This window comes from Pantoea sp. EKM103V (assembly GCF_011800365.1).
Taxonomy (GTDB): Bacteria; Pseudomonadota; Gammaproteobacteria; order Enterobacterales; family Enterobacteriaceae; genus Pantoea; species Pantoea anthophila.
Genome location: NZ_JAALFQ010000001.1, coordinates 945,382 through 967,894, shown reverse-complemented (window position 1 = coordinate 967,894; position 22,513 = coordinate 945,382). Strand labels below are relative to the sequence as shown.

Sequence of the window (22,513 nt, the reverse complement as noted above, 5' to 3'; positions counted from 1 at the left end):
CCGGAAATTTTTATGTTGTCGACAATCATCTACAGAAGCCACATCACTGAAAATGTGTCACTGGGGCTTCTGCATGATTTGGCATTAAAAGCGAACAAAATCAACAAATCATCCAGCGTCACCGGGATTCTGTTGTTTAATGGAACACACTTTTTTCAGCTGCTGGAAGGTCCGGAAGCGGCCGTAAAAGCGGTCTATAACCGGATTTGCCAGGATACGCGCCATCATAATCTGGTTGAACTGTTGCGCGACTACGCCCCGGCGCGACGGTTTGGTCACGTCGGTATGGAACTGTTCGATCTCCGTCTGCACGATAAAGAGACGGTACTGGAAGCGGTGCTGGAAAAATGCACCACCCGCTACCAGATGACCTATTCTGACCGCGCCCTGCAGTTCCTGCGCACCTTTGTCGAAGCGCGGGAAAAAGAGAACTATTTTGAGATCCCTTCCGCCAGCGGCTGGACCTTTATCCGCGACGAGTCAGAGCAGCGTGAAGGCGATGCCGCACTGATGGCGACGGATGAGGTCAGCTTCGCGTTTCAGCCGATCGTCGATCCCTTTGCCTGTGAAATCGTTTCACTGGAGGCACTGCTGCGCGGCCCGCAGGGTGAACCGCCACTGGATTATTTTGCCGGACTGTCACGTGAACAGCTCTATCAGACCGATCTGCAGTCGAAAAAAATCGCGTTTGCTCAGGCAAAACAGCTGGGGATTGAGGGGATGACCCTGTCGATCAACCTGCTGCCAATGACGCTGGTGGAAGTGCCCGATGCGGTTCCGTTTTTGCTGGAGGCTATCGCGGCCCAGGGGCTGGTGCCGGAGCAGATCATGGTGGAGTTCACCGAGAATGAAATTATCTCGCAGCCGGATGCCTTTGAAGCGGCCCTTCGCCAGCTGAAGGCGGCGGGCATCAGCCTCGCGCTGGACGATTTTGGCGCCGGCTTCGCCGGGCTGTCGCTGCTGACCCGCATTCAGCCCGACAAGATCAAGATTGACCGGGCGATTATCTCAGGCGTGCATAAAAGCGGACCGAAGCAGGCGATCATTCATGCCATTCTGAAATGCTGCTCGTCACTGGAGATCGGCGTGATCGCGGAGGGCATCGAACAGCCCGAAGAGTGGATGTGGCTCGAAGCGGCAGGCGTGACCCAGTTTCAGGGCTTCCTCTTCTCAAAACCTGAGCTGAACCGCATTGCGGCCGTCGCCTGGCCAGAGCTGCTTTAACCCCCTGCGATTTGGATGATTTTGCGCTTCCCTGCCTTGCCGGATCCCCTGGCGACTGCTAAATAATAAACAGCGCCGGGCGATCATTTTTCTGTCATCTTCGCCCGGCAGAGTCAGTTATTGCCCAGTCTGTGATTACCGATTTAGCAGTCAGATGTTCAGTGTTTAGGCCAGCGCAACGCGCCATGCGTGCGACGTGACTCCAGGGACAGCATTTGAGGAACTGAATGAAGCAAATCATCCGCGGTGATAAAGAACCCTCCCATATCCTGGCAGCAACCCGTGCGCTCGAAGCGCACTACGCTCGCTACGGAGAAGGCAACAAGTACCATCCCATCATCTACTCCATCGCCTACCGCAGCCGTTTTTATCAGGTCGAAGTCATTACCCGACGCGAAACCATGGTGGCAACTGTGATTACCGGCGTCCGTAACCTCACTCATCTCCCCGGTGCCGCCTGACGGTCACCCCTTACCCAGCGGGGGCTGACCGCCCCCGGTTCGCAGGTTAACGCCGGTAGAGCGCATTGGCCGGATAGATGGCGCCAATCACGCTCTTCTCCCGCGCGCCCGTTACCGCAGGCAGATTGCCCGGCAGCCCGGAGAGCGTGCGAAACGCCAGCCAGGCAAACGCCAGCGCCTCCATATCGTCACCGCTGATACCCGCCGCATCGGTGGTAGTCACTTCGGTGCCGGGAAGATGAGCAGCCAGGCGCGCCATCAGCAGCGGATTGCGGCTGCCGCCGCCGCACACCAGCAGACGGTCACAGCCATCGTTGAGCAATATCTGCTGGGTGATGGTTATGGCGGTCAGCTCCACCAGCGTCGCCTGCACATCCTGCGGAGCCAGCCCCGGGAAATAGCGCAGATGCTGCTCCAGCCAGCCCAGATTAAAGTGCTCGCGCCCGGTGCTTTTCGGTGGCGGCAGCGCAAACCAGGGCTCCCTTAAGAGCGCCTCCAGCAGCGCCGGAACCCGCGTACCGCTTCGCGCCCACTGCGCATCTTTGTCATACGGCAGACCCTGATTCCGCCAGATCCAGGCATCCAGCAGCATATTACCGGGACCGGTATCGAAACCCCGCACCGGCTGCCCCGGTATCAGCAGCGAAAGGTTGGCGATGCCGCCAATATTCAGCACCATGCGGCGTTCCGTGGCATCCATCAGCAGGGCCTGATGAAAAGCCGGCACCAGCGGTGCGCCCTGCCCACCCAGCGCCATGTCACGGCGACGGAAGTCGCCCACCACCGTGACGCCGGTCGCCGCCACAATCTGGTTGTTGTCGCCAATCTGCAGGGTGTTGGGCGCGTCGCTCTGCGGCTCATGCCAGACGGTCTGACCGTGACAGCCAATTGCCGTGATATCGCTGGCCTCAAGGGATTCGCGCTTCATCAGCGTGACGACCGCCTCGGCAAATAGCTGGCCGAGACGGGTGTCCAGCTGCCCCAGCTGCGACAGCGTCAGGGATTGTCCCTGACAAATTGCGAGGATCGCCTGGCGCAGCCCGGCGGGGATAGGATGCGAATAGCTCGCCTGCTGAGCCACCATATTTTCGTCAATGGCCGCCAGCACCACATCCACTCCATCCAGGCTGGTGCCTGACATTACTCCGATATAGCGTCCTGATTTCATAGCCATTCCTTACATCCGGCGGGAGGTGCAATTTATCTGCGGCTAGCCTGACAAATTACACCTGCTAATTCTATGATTAATTTGTTTTTATCCAAATGTGCTGACCGGTAACGCTGCGGGACTATTTTTGATCCACGATTGAATTATTGTTGATCTTACATAGTCTATGCTTCGTTCAACCGTGTTTTATTCGGACAGGGATTAATTTGCCAGGTTTGTGTCTTATACTGTGAGCAGGATACAGCGGTAAACGTGGCGCCTTCTCGACTAAAGGAGTTTCAGATGATTAAGCGTGTAATTGTGGTCGCTCTGACCGGTGTCATGCTGGCAGGTTGTAGCAATACCAGTACGCTGTCGGGTGATACCTACAGTGCCAGTGAAGCCAAGCAGGTGCAGAGCGTCTCTTACGGTACGTTAGTTTCCGTTCGCCCGGTGAAAATCCAGGGTGGCGATGAGAGTAACGTTATCGGTGCCATCGGCGGTGCCGTGCTGGGTGGCTTCCTGGGTAACACGATTGGCGGCGGCGCAGGTCGTAGCCTGGCGACAGCCGGTGGTGCGGTGCTGGGCGGCGTTGCGGGCCAGGGCGTTCAGGGCGCAATCAATAAAACCGATGGCGTTGAGCTGGAAATCCGCAAGGATGACGGCAACACCATCATGGTGGTTCAGAAACAGGCCGCCTCACGCTACTCCGTTGGCCAGCGTGTCGTGATGGCCTCTAACGGCAGCCAGGTCACCGTTTCACCTCGCTGAGATAGCAAAAAAAACCGACGCCTGGGCGTCGGTTTTTTATTTCTCTTTGTTCTGCAGTTCGAGAATGTTTTTCTCAAGCCGGGCGATAAGCGTCACCATCTGGCTGATCTCTTCCCGACTGATGCCGGACAAAATGTCGTCCCGCGTCTCATCAATCACGCTCTCCACCTGCTCAATGATGGGCTCCGCCTGCTGCGTGAGTTTGATGCGCTTGGCGCGACGATCGCTGGCACAGGTCGAGCGGGTAATTAACCCTTTTTCTTCCAGCTGATCCAGCGTGCGGACCAGGGAGGGCTGTTCAATGCCAATCGCCTTGGCTAACTGGATCTGCGACTGTTCGGGCGGCAGTTGATGAATATTGTGCAGCGTCACCCAGTGAGTCTGAGTCAGCTCAAGCGGCTTCAGCCGCTGATCAATCAACGCGCGCCAGATGCGCACCAGGCGAGATAAATCCGTTCCGAGGGGCGTATCCATTTCATCTCCTTATAATTAGCTTGCTAGCTATCAAGCCAGATTCTACACTATTCTGCGAGTTTACAGGACAAATTACAAATCCCGGGCCAGGCCAGGAAATCGCGGCAACGCTCTCCCCCTGCCGTTTGGGTTAACGAGGGATGTTATCACGTGCTCACCTCCGCTTTTTCAGGCGCGAAACCGCTGACCGATCTGGTCGTGGGCGCCTCACTGTTTTTTCCGCCGATATTCAAGGCGGTGCTCCTTGGCTTCTTTTTCTGGCTGCTGATCCACCCCCTGGTGCGCGGCTGGATCTACTCCGGCGACGTCTGGCATCCCACCCTGTTTGATCTCTCCCTGTTTGTGCTGTGCGTTACCGCCGCACTCTGGCTCATCGGTCACGGATAATCGATATGAAATTTAACGCGGTAAAATATTTTTCCACCCTCATTGTCTTCGCCCTGGCGCTGCTGGCGGGGGGCTGGCTCTGGAACTACTACATGCAGTCCCCCTGGACCCGCGACGGTAAGGTGCGGGCAGAGCTGGTGGATATTACGCCTCAGGTGTCGGGCCGGATTGCTCAGCTCAGCGTCACCGATAATCAGTTTGTCCATCAGGGCCAGCAGCTGCTGACGCTCGACCCGGTGCCGTGGCAGATTGCGCTCGACAACGCCGCCGCCCAGCTGAGCAAAGCGCAGGCGGATCTGGCGAAAGCGCAGCATGAATTTAACCGGCGCGCTCATCTGCCGCGTAACATTATCTCTGCAGAAGATCTCGATGCGGCAAGCCTCAGCGCCGGAGCCGCGGCTGCCAGTGCCAAAGCGGCGCAGGCGGAATGGGAGCGGGCACGCTGGAACCTGCAGCAGACGACGCTGACCGCCCCGACAGATGGCTGGATCACCAATCTGACGCTGCGGCCGGGCAACTATGCCGCGGCGGGAACGCCCCTGTTTGCGCTGGTGGACAGTCACTCTTACTACGTGATGGGCTATTTTGAAGAGACCAAGCTGCGCCATATTCATCCGGGCGCCGCGGCACAGGTGGTGCTCTACAGCAATGGCGCACAGCTGCAGGGCCAGGTGGAGAGCATAGGTCGCGCCATTTACGACCAGAGCATTGAGACGGACAGCGGTCTGGTGCCCGATATCAAACCCAATGTGCCCTGGGTACGCCTGGCGCAGCGGGTACCGGTGCGCATTCGTCTCGACCCGCTTCCGGCACACACTGAGCTGATTGCCGGTACCAGCTGCACCATATCCATCCAGCCATGAATATGCAGTGGCTGGCCTGGGATCAGCTGCCCTGGATTAAGGCGACGGGCGGACAGTGGCGCTACGCGTTGCGCAACGCGATATCGATGTGTCTGGCGCTGAGTATCGCCTACGGTCTGGATCTCGATGAACCTTACTGGGCGATGACCTCTGCCGCCGTCATCAGCTTTCCCACGGTCGGCGGGGCAATCAGTAAAAGCCTCGGCCGCATCGCCGGCAGCCTGGTCGGGGCGAGCGCCGCCCTGCTGATTGCCGGTCACACGCTGAATGAACCGTGGCTGTTCACCTTTGCCATTGCCGGCTGGCTGGCGCTCTGCACCGGCATTGCCAGCCACTATCAGAATAATGTCGCCTACGCCTTCTCTCTTGCCGGTTATACCGCCGCCATCATCGCCTTCAGCAGCGTCAATATTACGGACATTACCGCATTGTGGACCATTGCCCAGGCGCGTGTCTGCGAAGTGATCTCCGGCATCCTCTGTGCCGGATTGATGATGATGGTGCTGCCGAGTACTTCCGATGGTGAGACGTTGATTACCTCGCTGAAACAGATGCACGCCCGGCTGCTGGAACATGCGGTCCTGCTGCTGCAGCCTTCCGCCAGTGAGGGGATCCGCACCGCGCATGAGACGGTTATCAGCCAGATCCTGACCATGAATCTGCTGCGCATTCAGGCGTTCTGGAGTCACTATCGCTTTCGCCGCCAGAACAACGTCCTGAACTACGTGCTGCACCAGCAACTGCGTCTCACCAGCGTGCTCTCCAGTCTGCGCCGCATGCTGCTGAACTGGCCCGATGCTCCTGCCGCGCTGTTTGAGGCGCTGCAACAGCTGCTGGCGGAGCTGGCGAAACCGGACTGCGACAAATACCGGCTGGCACAGATCCTGCGCAGCGTGACACCGGCGGCGTCGGGCGACTATCGCCAGCGCGCGTTCTCTCACCGGCTGCGCTACTTCTGCTGGATGTACCTCAACGTGCTGCGCTGGATCAGGCTGCTGGATCGTGCCGATGCGGATACCCGCTTTCAGCCTCCGCCGGTTCCGGCGCTGGCGCGCGACAGTGACAGCGCCGAAGCGGGCTGGAGCGCCCTGCGCACCTTCTGCGTTATCGTGCTGGGCTGCGCCTTCTGGATCAACACGCAGTGGTCTTCAGGCGCTTCAGCCCTGACTCTGACCGCGATCGCCTGTGTGCTCTACGCCTCTGCGCCCTCACCCGGCGGCAGCGTGACGCTGCTGCTGAAAACGCTGCTGTGGCTGTTTGCCTTCAGTTTTGTGATGAAGTTCGGCCTGATGGTGCAGATCAGCCTGCTGTGGCCCTTTTTACTGGTTCTGTTTCCGCTGCTGGTGACGCTGCAACTCTTTAAGTTACAGCAGAAACAGCGTGCCGGGATGTGGGGACAGTTCATCGTCTTTATGGGCTCGTTTATCGCGGTCACTAACCCGCCCGTCTGGGACTATCAGGCGTTCTTCAACGATAATATTGCCAAAGTATGCGGGGTACTGCTCGCCTGGCTGGCTTTCCAGATCCTGCGCCCCAGCTCCGATGCCCGGCGCAGCCGGCGGCATATCCGGGCACTGCGGCTGGCGTTCCTCGATCAGCTGCGGCGACAGCCCCGGCTCAGCGAAAGTCGTTTTGAATCGCAGATCTACCATCGCATCAGCCAGCTCAGTCACAGCCGGGATGAACAGGCGCGGGTCTGGCTGCTGCGCTGGGGGGTAGTGCTGCTAAACTGCTCGCATATTGTCTGGCAGCTGCGTGACTGGGATGCCGGTCCGGCGTCGCTGCTGCGGTTTCGCGATGAGAGCCTGCAGAATTTACAGCAGATTATCAGCAGCCGTGGCGTGCAGCACAGCTCGCTTGATCGGATGCTGCTGGAACTGGAGGAGACGATCGCCTCGCTGCTGGCGCAGGGCAGCAACGAGGCCGGTGAACTGGCGGGGATTATCTGGCGCCTGCGCTGTTCGCTGGCACAGCTGAAACAGGCGGTACCGGCCTGACTACTGACAATACTGCTGCTGCTGGCGGTTAAAATCGTCCTGCAGCTGTTGCAGCGTCTTGTGCCCCTCAAAACGGGTCTTATCCATCTCGGTCATCGGTTCGATCACCAGCGCTTTCTCATCCGGTGAGAAGATAAAGCGGCGCGTCAGTTCGCTGCCGGTGAAGCTCTGACCATGAATGCCGCCGCACACCATGGTCATGGTGCGGCGATAAATCGTGGTTTCTGTGAAATTGGTTTCCGTGGCGCTGCGGAAGACCTGATCGCACCCCTTAGCTTCCAGCCTGCGCACCGTGCTGCGGCTCAGCCATTCGCGACCTTTGGCAATCTTTTCGCAGGTGACACGCATCGGGCTGGTATCGATGGTGCGCTGAAGCTCCCGCCCGGTTTCAGTAACCAGTTGCGTATCATTGGGTTTATCGCATCCCACCAGCAGCAGACTCAGCAGTAATGCGCCCTTGAATTTCATGTTCCTGCTCCTTTCCCCATCACGCTTTCGTACCTGAATCAATATCATAGGGGGGAAATGCAGGGGATGGTACAACAATTAATAAACCGGCAGGAGAAAAGCGGGCGGCTGGCATGGGCCGCCCGGAAATTCAGATAACACCGCAGGCGTAACGTGCCCCGCCACCGCCCAGCGGTTTGGGATGGTCGGCATGATTGTCACCGCCGACATGGACCATCAGCGCTTTGCCTTTGATCTCACTCAGCGACTTCAGTCGTGGTGCCAGTACCGGATAGGTTGCATTACCCTGGTCATCAACATAGACCGCAGGCAGGTCGCCCAGATGCCCTTCCGCATACGGCCCCAGATGTTTGCCGGTGTTAGCCGGATCGAGATGCCCGCCGGCCGCCCCGGCGGCCACCACTTTGCCCTCAGACTCGCCCGGCTCACAGCTGCCTTTGGCATGGACATGAAATCCATGAATGCCCGGCGTCAGCCCTTTCAGATCCGGTGTGAACTTCAGACCATACTCTGTCTCATCAATCTTTACGGTGCCCAGCGATTTACCCACGCCCTCAGCGGTGACCTGATGAACCGTCACCTGTTCACTGGCGGCATGGGCTGACCCACAGGCGATCAGCGCGAATAGCGCGACTGCTTTCATTTTCATGATGACTCCGTTTGCATACCAGGGTGTGCAATAAGTCTGGTCGCTGTTGCGCTATTCTGCTGAAAATTGACGCAGTTTTACGCTTCAGGGCACATCGTAGCCCAGCGCGGCCTTACGAATGCGGAACCACTGCTGACGTGACAGCGTCACGCTCAGCGCACCGACCGCGTCGCTGACCCGCGCCGTTTTGCCCGACCCGATGATCGGCAGCGGACGCGACGGCAGCATCAGAATCCAGGCATAGACCACCTGATCCAGGCTGCTCGCCCCGGTTTCCTGACGCACCCGCTCCAGTTCATCGCGCAGTGGCTGGAAGTGGGGATCGTTAAACAGGCGACCGCCACCCAGACAGGACCAGGCCATTGGCCGGATACGCAGTTGCTGACACTGATCCAGCGATCCATCCAGCAGTCCGCTCTGCTGCACAGGGGAGATCTCCAGCTGGTTAGTGACCAGCGAGAACGGCAGGCGGGACTGCAGCAGGGAGAACTGGGCCGGGGAAAAGTTGGAGACGCCAAAGTGCAGTACCTTGCCGCTCTGGTGCAGAGCCATAAAGGCATCGGCGACCTGATCCGCGTCCATCAGCGGATCGGGACGATGGATCAGCAGCAGGTCGAGACGATCGGTGTGCAGGTGACGCAGCGAGTTTTCTGCACTCTGGACGATATGCTGTTTATCGGTGATGTAGTGACCAATCTGGTTTTCCGGGCGGGCACGGGTAGCGATGCCGCATTTGGTCACAATCTGCAGCCGATCGCGCAGGCCAGGAGCCAGCTTCAGCGCCTCACCAAACGCTGCTTCACACTGATAGTCACCATAGATATCGGCGTGATCAACGGTGGTAATACCGAGGCTGAGGTGATGCTCAATAAATGCGAGCCGCTCCTGAGGCGACATGCCCCACTCCATCAGACGCCAGTACCCCATAACCAGCGGTGAAAAATCGGGCCCCTGCAGAGCAATGGCTTGCGGTTGTGACATGACGATCTCCCTGTTGCACGTTGGCTGACATTAGCGTGTCAGAGAGTATAACGGAAAGCGCCAGGCCGTCAGAATAACTCCGGCTGCTGCGGTGCGGGTGGCTCCTCGCCCTTTTGCTGGCGCAGCAGACGCTGACGCCGCATCTGGCACAGGCGAATCACCTCGCGCTTCTGGGCATCACTGAAGCGCAGCCAGTTGAACCGCTCATCACGGCTGCGTAAACATCCCAGACAGTAGCCGCGCGCATCGCTCTCGCAGATGCCGCGACAGGGGCTGGGAACCGGGAAAAACTCAAGCTGCTCGGCCACTACGTCTCCGGAGTCACAGAATAACCAGTCAGAGTAACAGCGTAGCCTGGTTGCACAGGAAATGAGCCTCAGCCGGTCACAATAATGTCGCTGTCGCGCGAACGGGTGAACACTCTGTGCCATCGTGTGGGCCGATCGTTGCAACCGACCGACTGGTCTACTACTCTCAGTGCCATGAATAAGACGCCACAACGCAACGAAACCCGCGAGCACCTGCTTCAGACAGGTGAGCAACTCTGTCTGCAACGCGGGTTCACCGGAATGGGCTTAAGCGAACTGCTGTCACAGGCGGCCGTACCGAAAGGCTCCTTCTACTATTACTTCCGTTCCAAGGAGGCGTTTGGCGTGGCGTTACTGGAACGCTACTTTGCACGCTTCCTGCAGGATGTGGAATTACAGCTCAGCCGGACGGATGGCACCCCGCGCGAACGCCTGCTCAACCACTTCCGTTTAGCGGTCGATCTGTTCGTTCAGCAGGGCCACATTGTGGGTTGCCTGGGCGTGAAAGTCTCTGCGGAAGTCTGCGATCTCTCTGAGCCGATGCGCGATGCCCTGCAGCAGGGTGCGGCGAAAATCACCGCGCTCTATGCGCGGACGCTGACTGAGGCGGTGCAGCAGGAGTCGCTGAACCTGCCGCAGCCGCCTGCACAGATGGCGGAGTTGCTGTCGCTGCTCTGGCTGGGTGCCAGCCTGCAGAGCAAAATTTCCCGCGAGGCGCAGCCCCTGCGCCTCGCACTGAGTACCATCGAACAGTGGCTAGAACGCCACTGATTTTTAAAAAACGTGTTTGTAGACGACTGGTCTACTAATCAGGAGCTATTATGGCGAGTACCCAGCTGTTTCGTCCGCTGAAAGTTGGCGCAATTACCGTCCCAAACCGCGTCTTTATGGCACCGCTGACCCGTCTGCGCAGCATTGAGCCAGGCGATATCCCGACGCCGATGATGGCGGAATATTACCGTCAGCGCGCCAGCGCCGGTCTGATCATCACCGAAGCCACGCAGGTCTCTTTCCAGGCCAAAGGCTATGCCGGTGCGCCGGGTTTACATACGCAGCCGCAGATTGCGGCGTGGAAACGCATTAACGAAGGCGTACATCAGGCGGGCGGCCACACCGCCGTGCAGCTGTGGCACACCGGTCGTATTTCCCACAACAGCGTTCAGCCGGAAGGTAAAGCCCCGGTCGCCCCGTCGGCGATTGCGGCGGGTACCCGAACCTCACTGCGTGCTGAAGATGGCAGCGTCTACCGCGAAGAGACCTCAGAGCCACGCGAACTGACGATTCCTGAGATCCAGCAGATCGTAGCTGATTTCGGTCAGGCGGCTGCGAATGCGCGTGAAGCGGATTTTGACCTGCTTGAGCTGCACTCGGCACACGGTTACCTGATTCATCAGTTCCTGGCCCCGGATTCCAACCAGCGTACCGACGAATATGGCGGCAGCATCGAAAAACGCGGTCGTTTCGCGCTGGAAGTGGTGGATGCGGTCATTGCAAACTGGTCAGCCGATCGTATCGGTATCCGCGTTTCGCCGATCGGCAGCTTCCAGAATCTGGATAACGGCCCGGATGAAGAAGAAGCGGCGCTGTGGTACATCGGTGAGCTGGCGAAACGCAACATCGCCTACCTGCACCTTTCAGAACCAGACTGGGCCGGCGGCAAGCCTTACACGGATGCCTTCCGTCAGAAAGTACGTGACCTGTTCCCGGGTGCCATTATCGGTGCCGGTGCCTACACGGTCGAGAAAGCGGACGATTTGATTGGTCGCGGTCTGATCGATGCCGTCGCGTTTGGTCGCGACTACATCGCGAACCCGGATCTGGTTGAGCGTCTGCAGCAGGATGCTCCTCTGAATCCTCAGCGTCCGGAAAGCTTCTATGGCGGCGGCGCGGAAGGCTACATCGACTACCCGACACTGTAAACCTGTCTGGCTGCCGTCCGGGACGATGACGGCGGCCATTATTCAATGGCGATTTTCATCGCTATACTTAGCGCCTGGGTCATCCGGCGATGGCGTTTTACTTCAAAGAGGATGTTATGCGTTTACTACATACCATGCTGCGCGTTGGCGATCTGCAACGTTCAATTGATTTCTACACCCGTGTGCTGGGCATGCGCGTGCTGCGTCAGAGCGAAAACACCGAATATAAATATACCCTGGCTTTTGTGGGCTACACCGACGAAAGCGAAGGGGCGGTTATCGAACTGACCTATAACTGGGGCGTGGACAAGTATGATCTCGGCAACGCCTATGGTCATATCGCGCTGGGCGTGGATGACGCGGCTGCCGCCTGCGAACGTATCCGTCAGAATGGCGGTAACGTGACGCGTGAAGCGGGCCCGGTGAAGGGTGGCTCCACCATTATCGCTTTTGTTGAAGATCCGGACGGCTACAAAATCGAACTGATCGAAAACAAAGATGCCGGTAAAGGCCTCGGCAACTGATCCTGCCGCCAGCCTGCCCTCCCGGGCGGGCTGAATCCCCTTCTCTGCGCTTCATCTGCTGCACCCGGCCCCGTTTTTTGCCATAATGCGCGCTGCCCTTTTCCTGCAATGAGATCCTGATGTCTGAATCGAATTCCCCTAATGCACTCAATCAACGTTTCCGTGGCTTCTATCCGGTGGTCATCGACGTGGAAACCGCCGGTTTCAACGCACAAACCGATGCGTTACTGGAAATTGCCGCTATCACGCTGAAAATGGATGAAGAGGGATGGATTCAGACAGACCAGACGCTGCATTTCAACGTCGAACCTTTTGTCGGATCGCTGCTGCACCCTGAAGCACTGGCCTTTACCGGTATCGATCCCGGCAACCCGCTGCGCGGTGCCGTCAGTGAATATGAAGCGCTGCACGCCATTTTTAAAATGGTGCGCAAGGGGATCAAGGACAGCGGCTGCAATCGCGCCATCATGGTGGCGCACAACGCCACGTTTGATCTGAACTTTATGTCTGCGGCGGCTGAACGTGCCAGCCTGAAACGCAACCCGTTCCACCCCTTTGCGACCTTTGACACGGCAGCCCTGAGCGGGCTGGTGCTGGGTCAGACCGTGCTGGCGAAGGCGTGTATCGCTGCGGGAATGGAGTTCGACAGCAGTCAGGCACACTCGGCGCTGTATGATACGCAGCAGACCGCAACGCTGTTCTGTGAGCTGGTGAACCGCTGGAAGCGGTTAGGTGGCTGGCCCCTGCCCTTTGCCGAAGGCGATGCAGACGCCAGCGCCTCCGTCTGAGGAATGCCACAACGAAAAAGGCCGACATTGCGTCGGCCTTTTTTTATTCTGCTTCTTTAAATTTTTCTGCGGTCTCTTTAATCAGCGACTGCAGTTCACCACGCTGTAACATCTCAACGATGATGTCGCATCCACCGACCAGTTCACCGTCTACCCACAGCTGCGGGAAGGTTGGCCAGTTGGCGTACTTTGGCAGCTCTGCACGAATGTCCGGGTTCTGCAGAATATCCACGTAAGCAAAACGCTCACCGCAGGCTGACAGTGCCTGCACCGCCTGTGCAGAGAAGCCGCAGCTTGGCAGCTTCGGAGAACCTTTCATGTACAGCAGGATCGGATTTTCTGCGATCTGGCGCTGAATTTTTTCTACAGTACTCATAATTGCCTTCCTTAATTCGTCACTTCGTGTTTGTTTATTGTAGCGACTTCGCAGCGTGACTGAAAACGAGATTTTGATCGCTGCCTGCTGAAATCGCCATCCTGGTTAAGTCATGACAGGCACAGCGTGAATTTCTGATTATTAACAGCCGGTAACAGATTAATAATTCGTAATAATTTCGTTGATATAAGACGCTGAAAATGTTCATTTTCAGCACAATCGCGTGGGTTGCAAAGATTAACAATAAAAGGCATTACAGTTTTTAAAAGAACTGGACTAGAATGGCTTCGGCGCTGATCCTGGATCAGATTAATCTCAACTTTGTCGCGGTGCGTAGTGGCCCTGACAACTTAACTACTTAATGGACTATGCGTTTAATCATTACGCTTTTTATGCTGGCCTTTGCGCAACTGTTCTTCAACATCGCCGCCGCGTCTCCGCACGCTCCGGTGAACGTCAGTACGCATAAAGCAGAGAAAAAGAGTGCGCGCGAGGATGAGCGCCGCAAACGTCGCGTGGTGAAAACCACGACAAAAAAAACCCGTCTCAGCCCGGTGCAGAAACTCAAAACGAAAAAACAGAAAAAAGTTGAACTGACCGCTAAACAGACACCTGCCAAAAAAACCTCGCTTAAGACCGCCCGACTCAGCACCAAAGAGAAAAAACGCTACGGCCACCAGCGCCTGCTGAAAAACGCGGATGCCAGCGAGACCGGCACCATTAAAATGAGCAAATCTCACCGTCAGCGCTACCAGAAAGCGCGTGAAACGGCGATGACCAAGCTCATGGGTCAGCTGGGCAAACCTTATCAGTGGGGCGGCACCTCCCCCCACACCGGCTTCGACTGCAGCGGGCTGGTCTGGTACGCCTATAAAGATCTGGTGAAGTTTAAAATTCCGCGCACCGCTAACGAGATGTATCACCTGCGTGACGCTGCCCCTATCAAACGTGAGTCACTGGAAAAAGGCGATCTGGTCTTCTTCCGCATTAATGGCCGCGGAACCGCGGATCACGTCGGGGTTTATCTGGGTGACGGCAAGTTTATTCAGTCACCGCGTACCGGCAAAGATATTCAGATCAGTGCGTTAGGGGAAGATTACTGGCAGCGTCACTATATTGGTGCGCGTCGTGTGATGACGCCGAAAACCATTCGCTGAGCTGATGCAGCGTCAGAAAAAAGCCGGGAGAAGTCCCGGCTTTTTTATCAGTGCAGTACAGCGGTAAAACTAAAGGCCACAATCATCAGCAGGCAGCCGACAGTGGTCATTAACGCCAGTTTAAGATCGGTACTCATGGGTTGCTCCTTAACCACGTAATCATTGTGGTTATTCTATTTTCCCACAGCCGTGGGTAAAAATCTCGTTTTATCCGTTCAGCCTTGTTAGAATCCCGCCCTTGTTGCGCAACGCGCGCAGCCCTGATTCCGTTTGCGCACTTTTTCAGGCATTTATTCTCCGTCGGCCGCCGGTTTAATGCGCCATAACACGGCATTTTTGCGGAAAATACCCTGAGCAGACGCAAACGTTTAACACTACGCTTATCATACAGTTAGATAAGTCCTGGAGTCCGATTTTCATGGCAACAATTAAAGATGTGGCAAAACGCGCTGGCGTCTCCACGACCACGGTTTCGCACGTCATCAATAAAACCCGCTTCGTGGCTGAAGAGACGCGCGATGCGGTCTGGCAGGCGATCAAGGAACTGCACTACTCGCCGAGCGCCGTGGCGCGCAGCCTGAAGGTGAATCACACCCGGACGCTGGGGCTGCTGGCCACCTCCAGCGAAGCGCCCTATTTCGCTGAGATTATCGAAGCGGTCGAGAATCACTGTTTTGACAAGGGCTATACGCTGATTCTGGGGAATGCGCATAACGACCTGCAAAAACAGCGCGCCTACCTCAGCATGATGGCGCAGAAGCGCGTCGATGGCCTGCTGGTCATGTGCTCTGAATACCCGGACGACCTGCTGCAGATGCTGGAAGAGAACCGCAATATCCCGATGGTGGTGATGGACTGGGGCGAGTCGCGCGCCGACTTCACCGATACGGTGCTGGATAACGCCTTCCAGGGTGGCTATCTGGCGGGACGCTATCTGATTGAGCGCGGCCACCGCGACATCGGCGCCATCCCCGGTCAGATGGAGCGTAACACCGGGGGCGGACGCCATGCCGGTTTCCTTAAGGCACTGGAAGAGGCGGGCATTCAGCCGCGCACCGAGTGGATTGTGCAGGGAGACTTTGAGCCGGAGTCGGGCTACCAGGCGATGCAGCAGATCCTGTCGCAAAAGCAGCGCCCGACGGCGGTGTTCTGCGGTGGCGACATCATGGCGATGGGGGCGATTTGCGCCGCTGACGAGATGGGTCTGCGCGTTCCGCAGGACATTTCGGTGATCGGTTATGACAATGTGCGCAACGCGCGCTATTTTGCGCCCGCACTGACCACCGTCCATCAGCCCAAGGCTCAGCTGGGTGAGAAGGCGCTGGATATGCTGCTTGATCGCATCACCAGCAAGCGCGAAGTGTCACAAACGATTGAAGTCCATCCCACGCTGATTGAACGCCGTTCAGTTGCGGATGGTCCGTTCCGCGACTATCGCCGTTAATCCTCGCTTAACCACTCCTGATTAAGCGTTTGCGCATCACCCAGATAGCTGAGTAACCAGCCTGTTGCCGGTGATGCGCGATCCTCTGCCCAGCTGACACAGCAGGGGCTGTCCGGAAACGCCTGCGGCAGCGTCAGTTCCACCAGCGCGCCGCTGTCGAGCAGTGGCCGGGCCAGATGGCCCGGCACCATCGCCACGCACAATCCCGCCTGCACACACTCCAGCCCGGTTTGCCATTCCGGCACCACCAGCCTGCGCTGATTGTCCAGCGTCCACGTCATGCGCCGCGGCAGCGCCCGTGACGTATCCTCCAGCACCAGCGACGGCCAGTGACGCAGCGTGTCATCATCAATCCGGGTCGCCTGCGTCAGAGGATGGTCGGGTGCCACCACGCAGCGCCAGTTGAGCTTCCCCATATCCCGGAATGCAAACCGTCCGCCAACCGGTATCGCCTGGGTCGCGCCAATCGCGACATCGACCCGGCCATCGGCCAGGGCATCCCAGACCCCGTTGAAGACCTCATAGCTGATGTGCAGCTCCATGTCCGGGAAGTGGCGATAAAAATCTTTAACCATCTGCCGGGTACGCTGCGGTTTGGCGATGCGGTCAACGGCAATGCTTAGCTGCCCGCGCCAGCCGTTAGCCAGCTGCTGACACTGCTGCCGGGTTGCGAGCATTTTTTTGATGACGCTGCGCCCCTCCCGGACAAAATGCTCCCCCGCCGGGGTCAGTACCACTTCACGGTGCTGACGCTCAAACAGCGGCACCGCCAGCCAGCTCTCCAGCTGGCGAACCGTATAGCTGATGGCAGAAGGCACCCGATGTAACTCCTGCGCGGCGGCGCTGAAACTGCCCCCGCGTGCAACCGCGTCAACCACTTCCAGTGCATACTCTGACCACATAATCTGCCTTCAAAAATTTTAACAGCAACCGGCAAATATTACCGTTTCACAGCCGCAAACGCACCTTTTACACTCTGCCGCGTTTACCCTGCAAAATGAGAATCTGATGTTGTCGAATAAAGGATTTATGCCCTACCTCGCTCTGCTCAGCATGCTGGGCTTTTTAGCCACCGATATGTACCTGCCCGCCTTTGGCGCGATGCAGGAGACGTTCCGCACCTCGCCTGGCCTTATCAGCGCCAGCATGAGTCTGTTTCTGGCCGGCTTCGCCTGTGGTCAGCTCTTCTGGGGCCCGCTCTCCGATCGCATCGGCCGTAAACCCGTGCTGCTGGCCGGACTGGCACTGTTCGCCGCTGGCTGTGCGGGCATGCTGTGGGTGAACGATATCTTTCTGATGCTGGCGCTGCGCTTCATTCAGGCGATTGGCGTCTGTGCTGCCGCCGTGAGCTGGCAGGCGCTGGTCATCGACCGCTATCCGGCGGCGCGCGCCAGCAAAGTGTTCGCCACGATTATGCCGCTGGTGGCCCTCTCACCGGCGCTGGCGCCGCTGCTCGGGGCCTGGCTGATCGGCCATTTCCACTGGCGTTCGATTTTCCTGGTGCTGACCCTGATTGCGGTGGCGCTGATTCTGGTCACGCTGCGTCTGCCCGCGGTGAAACCCGCTCCGCAGCAGAAAGGGGCACAGCCGGGCTTCTTCACGCTGCTTAAATCCCGCGTCTACAGCGGTAACGTACTGCTCTACTCCGCCTGCTCCGCCAGCTTTTTTGCCTGGCTGACCGGTTCGCCCTTTATTCTGGCGGGCCTGGGCCTTTCCCCCGCCGACATTGGCCTGAGCTATCTGCCACAGACGCTCGCCTTTTTAATCGGCGGCTTCGGCTGTCGCGCCCTGCTCAACCGCTTTAACGGCGCACAGCTGCTGCCCTGGCTGCTGGGGGTCTACAGCCTGAGCATTCTGGCGCTGTTTGCGGTCGCGCTTTCGGGTCAGGGAACGCTGCTCAGCCTGATGGTGCCGTTCTGCGGAATGGCGCTGGCTAACGGAGCGATCTATCCGATTGTGGTCTCCAGTGCGCTGATGCCCTTCCCGCACGCCACCGGCAAAGCCGCCGCGTTGCAGAACACGCTGCAGTTAGGCCTATGCTTCCTCGCCAGCCTGGCGGTGTCGGCGGGATTAACCCAGGCACTGCTGACCACCACGCTGATCATGACAGTAACGATTCTGCTCGCCCTGATCGGGTACGTCATGCAGCGCGCCGCAAGCGCACAAACTGTTGTTGCCACTGCGCAACCTGCCTGCCAGGATAATCATTAAGACGCTAACCTTTTAGTTAGCGCCCTAACAATAAGTCATTGAATATTGACCCGCGTGAGAATATACTCATCCGGGTCAACAAATCTGTAATAAATCAACAATATAATAACGTAATAATCTGATTGGCACGCTGTTGCCGGGACGGTATTCGTACGCGTTATTCCCTCTTACCGGCCCTGCTTCAGCCTGTTCCAGTCCTCTGTATCTTACAGATAATCGGTTTGCGGAATCCTCCGTGACGTTTCTCAATGCCTGACGAATTGGCTATTCTTTGTTCAGGTTCAGATTGGACAGGTGGTGGAAAAGCTATGAGTTCATCTTACGCAGAAGCAGTGACTCCTGAAGATAATCATTGGTATCGCATCGTTCACGAACTGCTGGAAAAAGCGGACATCGAAATAAATGGCTCACGTCCATGGGATATCCGCATTCATCATCCCGGTTTTTTTAAGCGTGTTCTGCAGGAGGGATCGCTGGGGCTGGGCGAAAGCTATATGGAGGGATGGTGGGACTGCGACCGTCTGGATATGTTCTTCCACCAGGTGCTTAAACATAAACTGGATCAGCAACTTCCGCACCATTTCAAAGATACCCTGCGCATCGCCGCCGCCCGCTTAACCAACCTGCAGTCCCGCAAGCGGGCCTGGATCGTGGGCAAAGAGCACTATGATCTCGGCAACGATCTCTTTTCACTGATGCTTGACCCTTACATGCAGTACTCCTGTGGCTACTGGAAAGAGGCCACGACGCTGGCGTCGGCGCAGGAAGCCAAGCTGGATATGATTTGTCGTAAATTAGCGCTGGAACCCGGGATGTCGCTGCTGGATATCGGCTGCGGCTGGGGCGGACTGGCGGAATTTGCCGCACGTCATTATGGCGTCAGCGTGCATGGCGTGACTATCTCGGCCGAGCAGCAGAAGCTGGCGCAGCAGCGCTGTGAAGGGCTGGATGTGACGATTCTGCTGCAGGACTATCGCGATCTGAACGAGCAGTTTGACCGCGTGGTGTCGGTCGGTATGTTTGAGCATGTCGGGCCTAAAAACTACGCGACCTATTTCGACGTGGTCGATCGTAATCTTAAGCCTGACGGGATTTTCCTGCTTCACACCATCGGCGCGATTAAAACCGATATGCGCGTTGACCCCTGGATCGATAAGTATATTTTCCCCAACGGCTGCCTGCCTTCGGTGCGTCAGGTGGCCGATGCCAGCGAGCCCCATTTTATTCTGGAAGACTGGCACAACTTTGGCGCAGATTACGACAGGACGCTGATGGCATGGCATGAACGCTTTTTGCAGGCCTGGCCTCAGCTGGCTGAGAATTATGGCGATCGCTTTAAGCGTATGTTCGCCTACTATCTCAACGCCTGTGCCGGTGCATTCCGCGCGCGCGATATTCAGCTGTGGCAGATCGTCTTCAGTCGTGGCGTAGAGGGGGGATTGCGCGTGGCGCGGTAGAGGAGCCGGTTGCGCCGCAAGGCCTGCCGAAGTCAGACCCGCGTTAACCGCAACGGAGAAGCTAAAGGCGCAGGGAACAGGGTCAGAAGAGGAAAGCGTCACGCGCCAGGGAGGGCGCGTGTCGAGCGTGTCAGGGATGACGGCTTTTGCGTCTTTCCGATCTGACCCTGTTTCCTGCGCAGGTGCAATCTCACAGCGAATCGGGTCAGCGGTTCAACAGGCGCTGTCGCGCCTGATATTAACTCTCTGCGGCAGGTTGCCCGGTCAGCGCGCTCATGGCTGCCGCGGCATCACGCTGGGCGAGCACGCGCTCCACGGTCTCGACGATCGCCTGAGTATGTGGATCGATCTCAATATTGACCCGCTGTCCAAAGGTCTTCGCCCCCAGCGTGGTGCGTTCCAGCGTTTCCGGGATCAGATAGACGCAGAACTTCGTTCTGGTCACATCCCCGACCGTCAGGCTGATGCCGTCGATACCGACGAACCCTTTATGCAGAATATATTTCATCTGCGCCGGGTCCTGGATTTTAAACCAGACTTCGCGGTTATGTTCTGACTGGATAATTTTGCAGATCTCAGCCGTGGTCATAATGTGACCCGACATCAGATGCCCGCCGATTTCATCGCTGAATTTTGCTGCCCGCTCGATATTGACCACGTCGCCCTCACGCAAATCGCCGAGGTTCGTCACCCGCAGCGTCTCTTTGATCAGATCAAAGCTGACACGATCGCCGTCGATTGCCGTCACGGTTAAGCAGCAGCCGTTATGCGCGACGGATGCGCCCAGCGCCAGACCCGGCAGGAGTTCTTCCGGCAGCCGGACAGTATGGGTACGAAACAGCTCTTTTTCTTCGATGGACACGATCTCTGCCATGCCCTGCACAATTCCGGTAAACATAATCTTTGCCTCTGAAAATCCGACGTTTGTGCCAGTTTACCACAGCTCAGGCCCGCTGTTAGATTTCAGCCCCTGCCACGGCGTTGAGTCAGTGCAAACCGCATTGTGTGACAAAGATTGGCGAATGGGGTTACGCCAGTTACACTAACTCACGAAATTCCCCGGGCTTTTTGCCCCTTTTCTTTCCTATAACTCGTCAGGTGTTAACGTGCAGAAGTATTTAACAGAAGCGCGTCAATTGCTGGCCCTTGCGATTCCGGTCATCCTTGCTCAGGTGGCCCAGACCGCAATGGGATTTGTGGATACCATTATGGCCGGCGCCGTCAGCGCCACGGATATGGCCGCCGTTGCTGTCGGCACCTCTGTCTGGCTTCCGGCCATCCTGTTTGGTCATGGTCTTCTGCTTGCATTGACGCCCACCGTTGCGCAACTCAACGGTTCAGGTCGCCGCGAACGCATCGGTGAACAGATCCGCCAGGCGTACTGGCTCGCCTTTTTTGTCTCCCTGCTGATTATGGTGCTGCTGTGGCATGCGGGTTACCTCATCCGCGCAATGCACGATATCGATCCCCGGCTGGCCCTGAAGGCAGAAGGCTATCTGCATGCCCTGCTGTTCGGCGCACCTGGCTATCTCTTCTTCCAGGTGCTGCGCAACCAGTGTGAAGGATTGTCGAAAACCAAGCCGGGTATGGTGCTGGGCTTTCTCGGCCTGATGTTTAACATCCCGCTCAACTATGTCTTTATTTATGGTCACTTCGGGATGCCGGCACTGGGCGGGGTGGGTTGTGGTGTGGCAACCGCGTCGGTCTACTGGGTAATGTTTATCTGCATGCGCTTCTGGGTGCGCCGGATGGGATCGATGCGTGATATCCGCATGGAGAGCCGCTGGTCGCCGCCTTCGCGTGTCATTCTCACCCGCCTGATGGCGCTGGGATTGCCGGTGGCGCTGGCGCTCTTTTTTGAGGTCACCCTGTTTGCCGTGGTGGCGCTGCTGGTGTCGCCGCTGGGCATCGTCAATGTCGCCGGCCACCAGATCGCACTGAATTTCAGTTCACTGATGTTCGTGTTACCACTGTCGCTGGGCGTCGCGACCACTATCCGCGTCGGCTACCGCCTGGGTCAGGGCTCCACCGAGCAGGCCCGGGTCGCCGCGTGGACGGCGCAGGGTGTCGGCATCAGCATGGCGGCGCTGACCGCGATTTTTACCGTGACGTTCCGTCACCAGATCGCCCTGCTCTACAACGACAATCCTGAGGTGGTGACGCTGGCCGCACAGCTGATGCTGTTGGCGGCGATTTATCAGTTCTCCGATTCGATTCAGGTGATCGGCAGCGGCATTCTGCGCGGCTATAAAGATACGCGATCCATTTTTTTCATCACCTTTATTGCCTACTGGCTGCTCGGTCTGCCTGCCGGGTATCTGCTGGCACTGACCGACTGGCTGGTGCCGCGTATGGGACCTGCGGGCTTCTGGTGCGGTTTCATTATCGGCCTGACCTCGGCGGCGGTGATGATGATCTGGCGCATCAGACGCTTACAGCGTTCACCGGCGGCCATTATCCTCGCCCGTGCGGCGCGATAATCCAGAAAAGCGGGCCATTTATGGCCCGCAGCGCCGAAAAAAACGACGGTTAGCACAGTTGCTGCGCAGTCACAGTGAAAAAACGATTTTCCCCTTGCCAGCCTCACACGCTGCCGTTAATATTCGTCCCCGCTGTCGCCCTGACAGCATGTTGCGCTCTTAGCTCAGTTGGTTAGAGCACCACCTTGACATGGTGGGGGTCGATGGTTCGAGTCCATTAGAGCGCACCAAGTGCGTCCGTAGCTCAGTTGGTTAGAGCACCACCTTGACATGGTGGGGGTCGGTGGTTCGAGTCCACTCGGACGCACCAATATTCAGTATGCGCTCTTAGCTCAGTTGGTTAGAGCACCACCTTGACATGGTGGGGGTCGATGGTTCGAGTCCATTAGAGCGCACCACTTTCAGAATTCCTTCAGCTTGCGCAACT

25 protein-coding genes and 3 tRNA genes are annotated in these 22,513 nt (G+C 57.6%); 18 read left to right on the top strand and 10 right to left on the bottom strand.

The genetic code is table 11. The annotated features are described in order from the left end of the window. Nucleotides 1-12 precede the first annotated feature (12 nt). Nucleotides 13-1,224, top strand: a complete 1,212-nt coding sequence (locus HFD97_RS04725; RefSeq protein WP_167430890.1) for a diguanylate phosphodiesterase — start codon at nt 13-15, stop codon at nt 1,222-1,224. 227 nt (nt 1,225-1,451) lie between these two features. Beyond that, complete coding sequence (locus HFD97_RS04720; RefSeq protein WP_009090450.1) at nt 1,452-1,685, top strand: DUF4060 family protein; 234 nt, start codon at nt 1,452-1,454, stop codon at nt 1,683-1,685. 46 nt (nt 1,686-1,731) lie between these two features. Here the strand turns inward: HFD97_RS04720 and anmK are convergent, their stop codons facing one another. Then, nucleotides 1,732-2,853, bottom strand: a complete 1,122-nt coding sequence (anmK, locus tag HFD97_RS04715; protein WP_046101745.1) for an anhydro-N-acetylmuramic acid kinase — start codon at nt 2,851-2,853, stop codon at nt 1,732-1,734. A 282-nt stretch (nt 2,854-3,135) separates the two neighbouring features. Between anmK and slyB the strand changes: the two genes are divergently transcribed. Then, the gene (gene slyB / locus HFD97_RS04710; RefSeq protein ID WP_009090452.1) at nt 3,136-3,603 is read left to right on the top strand and encodes an outer membrane lipoprotein SlyB; all 468 of its coding nucleotides are present in this window, start codon (nt 3,136-3,138) and stop codon (nt 3,601-3,603) included. 36 nt (nt 3,604-3,639) lie between these two features. On the opposite strand, the gene slyA is transcribed toward slyB, so the two are convergent. Next, nucleotides 3,640-4,077, bottom strand: a complete 438-nt coding sequence (gene slyA / locus HFD97_RS04705; protein ID WP_009090453.1) for a transcriptional regulator SlyA — start codon at nt 4,075-4,077, stop codon at nt 3,640-3,642. Between the two features lie 150 nt (nt 4,078-4,227). Between slyA and HFD97_RS04700 the strand changes: the two genes are divergently transcribed. The 3 genes from HFD97_RS04700 to HFD97_RS04690 are packed head-to-tail and all read left to right on the top strand — an operon-like array spanning nt 4,228 to nt 7,324. Continuing rightward, the gene (locus tag HFD97_RS04700; RefSeq protein ID WP_009090455.1) at nt 4,228-4,464 is read left to right on the top strand and encodes a DUF1656 domain-containing protein; all 237 of its coding nucleotides are present in this window, start codon (nt 4,228-4,230) and stop codon (nt 4,462-4,464) included. A 5-nt stretch (nt 4,465-4,469) separates the two neighbouring features. Further along, the gene (locus HFD97_RS04695) at nt 4,470-5,327 is read left to right on the top strand and encodes an HlyD family secretion protein (protein WP_167430891.1); all 858 of its coding nucleotides are present in this window, start codon (nt 4,470-4,472) and stop codon (nt 5,325-5,327) included. Next, nucleotides 5,324-7,324, top strand: a complete 2,001-nt coding sequence (locus HFD97_RS04690) for an FUSC family protein (RefSeq protein WP_167430892.1) — start codon at nt 5,324-5,326, stop codon at nt 7,322-7,324. Before HFD97_RS04695 ends, HFD97_RS04690 begins: the two co-directional genes overlap by 4 nt. Here HFD97_RS04690 and HFD97_RS04685 read toward each other — a convergent pair whose 3' ends face one another. From HFD97_RS04685 to HFD97_RS04670, 4 genes are all read right to left on the bottom strand, one after another. Then, a complete protein-coding gene (locus tag HFD97_RS04685; protein WP_009090461.1) occupies nt 7,325-7,792 on the bottom strand; it encodes a hypothetical protein in 468 nt (155 codons plus the stop codon). A gap of 130 nt (nt 7,793-7,922) precedes the next feature. Next, nucleotides 7,923-8,441 (bottom strand): superoxide dismutase family protein, encoded by a 519-nt coding sequence (sodC, locus tag HFD97_RS04680; protein ID WP_167430893.1) that lies wholly within the window; start codon nt 8,439-8,441, stop codon nt 7,923-7,925. 84 nt (nt 8,442-8,525) lie between these two features. Next, nucleotides 8,526-9,422, bottom strand: a complete 897-nt coding sequence (locus HFD97_RS04675; RefSeq protein ID WP_167430894.1) for an aldo/keto reductase family oxidoreductase — start codon at nt 9,420-9,422, stop codon at nt 8,526-8,528. Between the two features lie 68 nt (nt 9,423-9,490). Next, nucleotides 9,491-9,730, bottom strand: coding sequence for a DUF1289 domain-containing protein (locus HFD97_RS04670; protein ID WP_009090473.1), 240 nt, complete (start codon nt 9,728-9,730; stop codon nt 9,491-9,493). Between the two features lie 174 nt (nt 9,731-9,904). On the opposite strand from HFD97_RS04670, the gene HFD97_RS04665 reads away from it, so the two are divergent. The 4 genes from HFD97_RS04665 to rnt all read left to right on the top strand — a co-directional run bounded on the left by HFD97_RS04665 (nt 9,905) and on the right by rnt (nt 12,961). Further along, the gene (locus HFD97_RS04665) at nt 9,905-10,501 is read left to right on the top strand and encodes a TetR/AcrR family transcriptional regulator (protein ID WP_033736271.1); all 597 of its coding nucleotides are present in this window, start codon (nt 9,905-9,907) and stop codon (nt 10,499-10,501) included. A 50-nt stretch (nt 10,502-10,551) separates the two neighbouring features. Further along, nucleotides 10,552-11,649 carry an alkene reductase gene (locus HFD97_RS04660; protein WP_009090476.1) on the top strand — a complete coding sequence of 366 codons (1,098 nt, stop codon included), beginning with the start codon at nt 10,552-10,554 and terminating at the stop codon, nt 11,647-11,649. A 116-nt stretch (nt 11,650-11,765) separates the two neighbouring features. Beyond that, the gene (gene gloA / locus HFD97_RS04655; RefSeq protein ID WP_009090478.1) at nt 11,766-12,173 is read left to right on the top strand and encodes a lactoylglutathione lyase; all 408 of its coding nucleotides are present in this window, start codon (nt 11,766-11,768) and stop codon (nt 12,171-12,173) included. Between the two features lie 119 nt (nt 12,174-12,292). Continuing rightward, nucleotides 12,293-12,961, top strand: coding sequence for a ribonuclease T (rnt, locus tag HFD97_RS04650; RefSeq protein WP_046101737.1), 669 nt, complete (start codon nt 12,293-12,295; stop codon nt 12,959-12,961). A gap of 43 nt (nt 12,962-13,004) precedes the next feature. Here the strand turns inward: rnt and HFD97_RS04645 are convergent, their stop codons facing one another. Beyond that, nucleotides 13,005-13,340, bottom strand: coding sequence for a Grx4 family monothiol glutaredoxin (locus tag HFD97_RS04645; RefSeq protein WP_179291196.1), 336 nt, complete (start codon nt 13,338-13,340; stop codon nt 13,005-13,007). A gap of 365 nt (nt 13,341-13,705) precedes the next feature. On the opposite strand from HFD97_RS04645, the gene HFD97_RS04640 reads away from it, so the two are divergent. After that, nucleotides 13,706-14,494: a C40 family peptidase gene (locus HFD97_RS04640; RefSeq protein WP_058956560.1), complete on the top strand. Its 789-nt coding sequence runs from the start codon at nt 13,706-13,708 to the stop codon at nt 14,492-14,494. A gap of 47 nt (nt 14,495-14,541) precedes the next feature. On the opposite strand, the gene HFD97_RS04635 is transcribed toward HFD97_RS04640, so the two are convergent. Further along, complete coding sequence (locus HFD97_RS04635; RefSeq protein ID WP_122983609.1) at nt 14,542-14,631, bottom strand: YnhF family membrane protein; 90 nt, start codon at nt 14,629-14,631, stop codon at nt 14,542-14,544. 281 nt (nt 14,632-14,912) lie between these two features. On the opposite strand from HFD97_RS04635, the gene purR reads away from it, so the two are divergent. Beyond that, complete coding sequence (gene purR / locus HFD97_RS04630) at nt 14,913-15,938, top strand: HTH-type transcriptional repressor PurR (RefSeq protein ID WP_167430895.1); 1,026 nt, start codon at nt 14,913-14,915, stop codon at nt 15,936-15,938. Here purR and punR read toward each other — a convergent pair. Beyond that, nucleotides 15,935-16,840, bottom strand: a complete 906-nt coding sequence (punR, locus tag HFD97_RS04625) for a DNA-binding transcriptional activator PunR (protein ID WP_167430896.1) — start codon at nt 16,838-16,840, stop codon at nt 15,935-15,937. The two genes, purR and punR, sit on opposite strands and share 4 nt — an antisense overlap. Nucleotides 16,841-16,946: 106 nt before the next feature. Here punR and punC point away from each other — a divergent pair, with 106 nt between their 5' ends. Together punC and cfa are read left to right on the top strand one after the other, a co-directional pair. After that, a complete protein-coding gene (gene punC, locus HFD97_RS04620; RefSeq protein WP_167430897.1) occupies nt 16,947-18,149 on the top strand; it encodes a purine nucleoside transporter PunC in 1,203 nt (400 codons plus the stop codon). 308 nt (nt 18,150-18,457) lie between these two features. After that, complete coding sequence (gene cfa / locus HFD97_RS04615; RefSeq protein WP_167430898.1) at nt 18,458-19,606, top strand: cyclopropane fatty acyl phospholipid synthase; 1,149 nt, start codon at nt 18,458-18,460, stop codon at nt 19,604-19,606. Between the two features lie 238 nt (nt 19,607-19,844). On the opposite strand, the gene HFD97_RS04610 is transcribed toward cfa, so the two are convergent. Next, nucleotides 19,845-20,504 carry a riboflavin synthase gene (locus HFD97_RS04610; RefSeq protein ID WP_009090489.1) on the bottom strand — a complete coding sequence of 220 codons (660 nt, stop codon included), beginning with the start codon at nt 20,502-20,504 and terminating at the stop codon, nt 19,845-19,847. A 208-nt stretch (nt 20,505-20,712) separates the two neighbouring features. Here HFD97_RS04610 and HFD97_RS04605 point away from each other — a divergent pair, with 208 nt between their 5' ends. The 4 genes from HFD97_RS04605 to HFD97_RS04590 all read left to right on the top strand — a co-directional run bounded on the left by HFD97_RS04605 (nt 20,713) and on the right by HFD97_RS04590 (nt 22,484). After that, nucleotides 20,713-22,086 carry an MATE family efflux transporter gene (locus tag HFD97_RS04605; protein ID WP_046101733.1) on the top strand — a complete coding sequence of 458 codons (1,374 nt, stop codon included), beginning with the start codon at nt 20,713-20,715 and terminating at the stop codon, nt 22,084-22,086. A 153-nt stretch (nt 22,087-22,239) separates the two neighbouring features. Continuing rightward, nucleotides 22,240-22,316 (top strand) — tRNA-Val (locus HFD97_RS04600). Nucleotides 22,317-22,319: 3 nt separating this feature from the next. After that, nucleotides 22,320-22,396: transfer RNA gene (locus tag HFD97_RS04595), tRNA-Val, on the top strand. An 11-nt stretch (nt 22,397-22,407) separates the two neighbouring features. Beyond that, a tRNA-Val gene (locus HFD97_RS04590) sits at nt 22,408-22,484 on the top strand. Nucleotides 22,485-22,513: the final 29 nt, after the last annotated feature.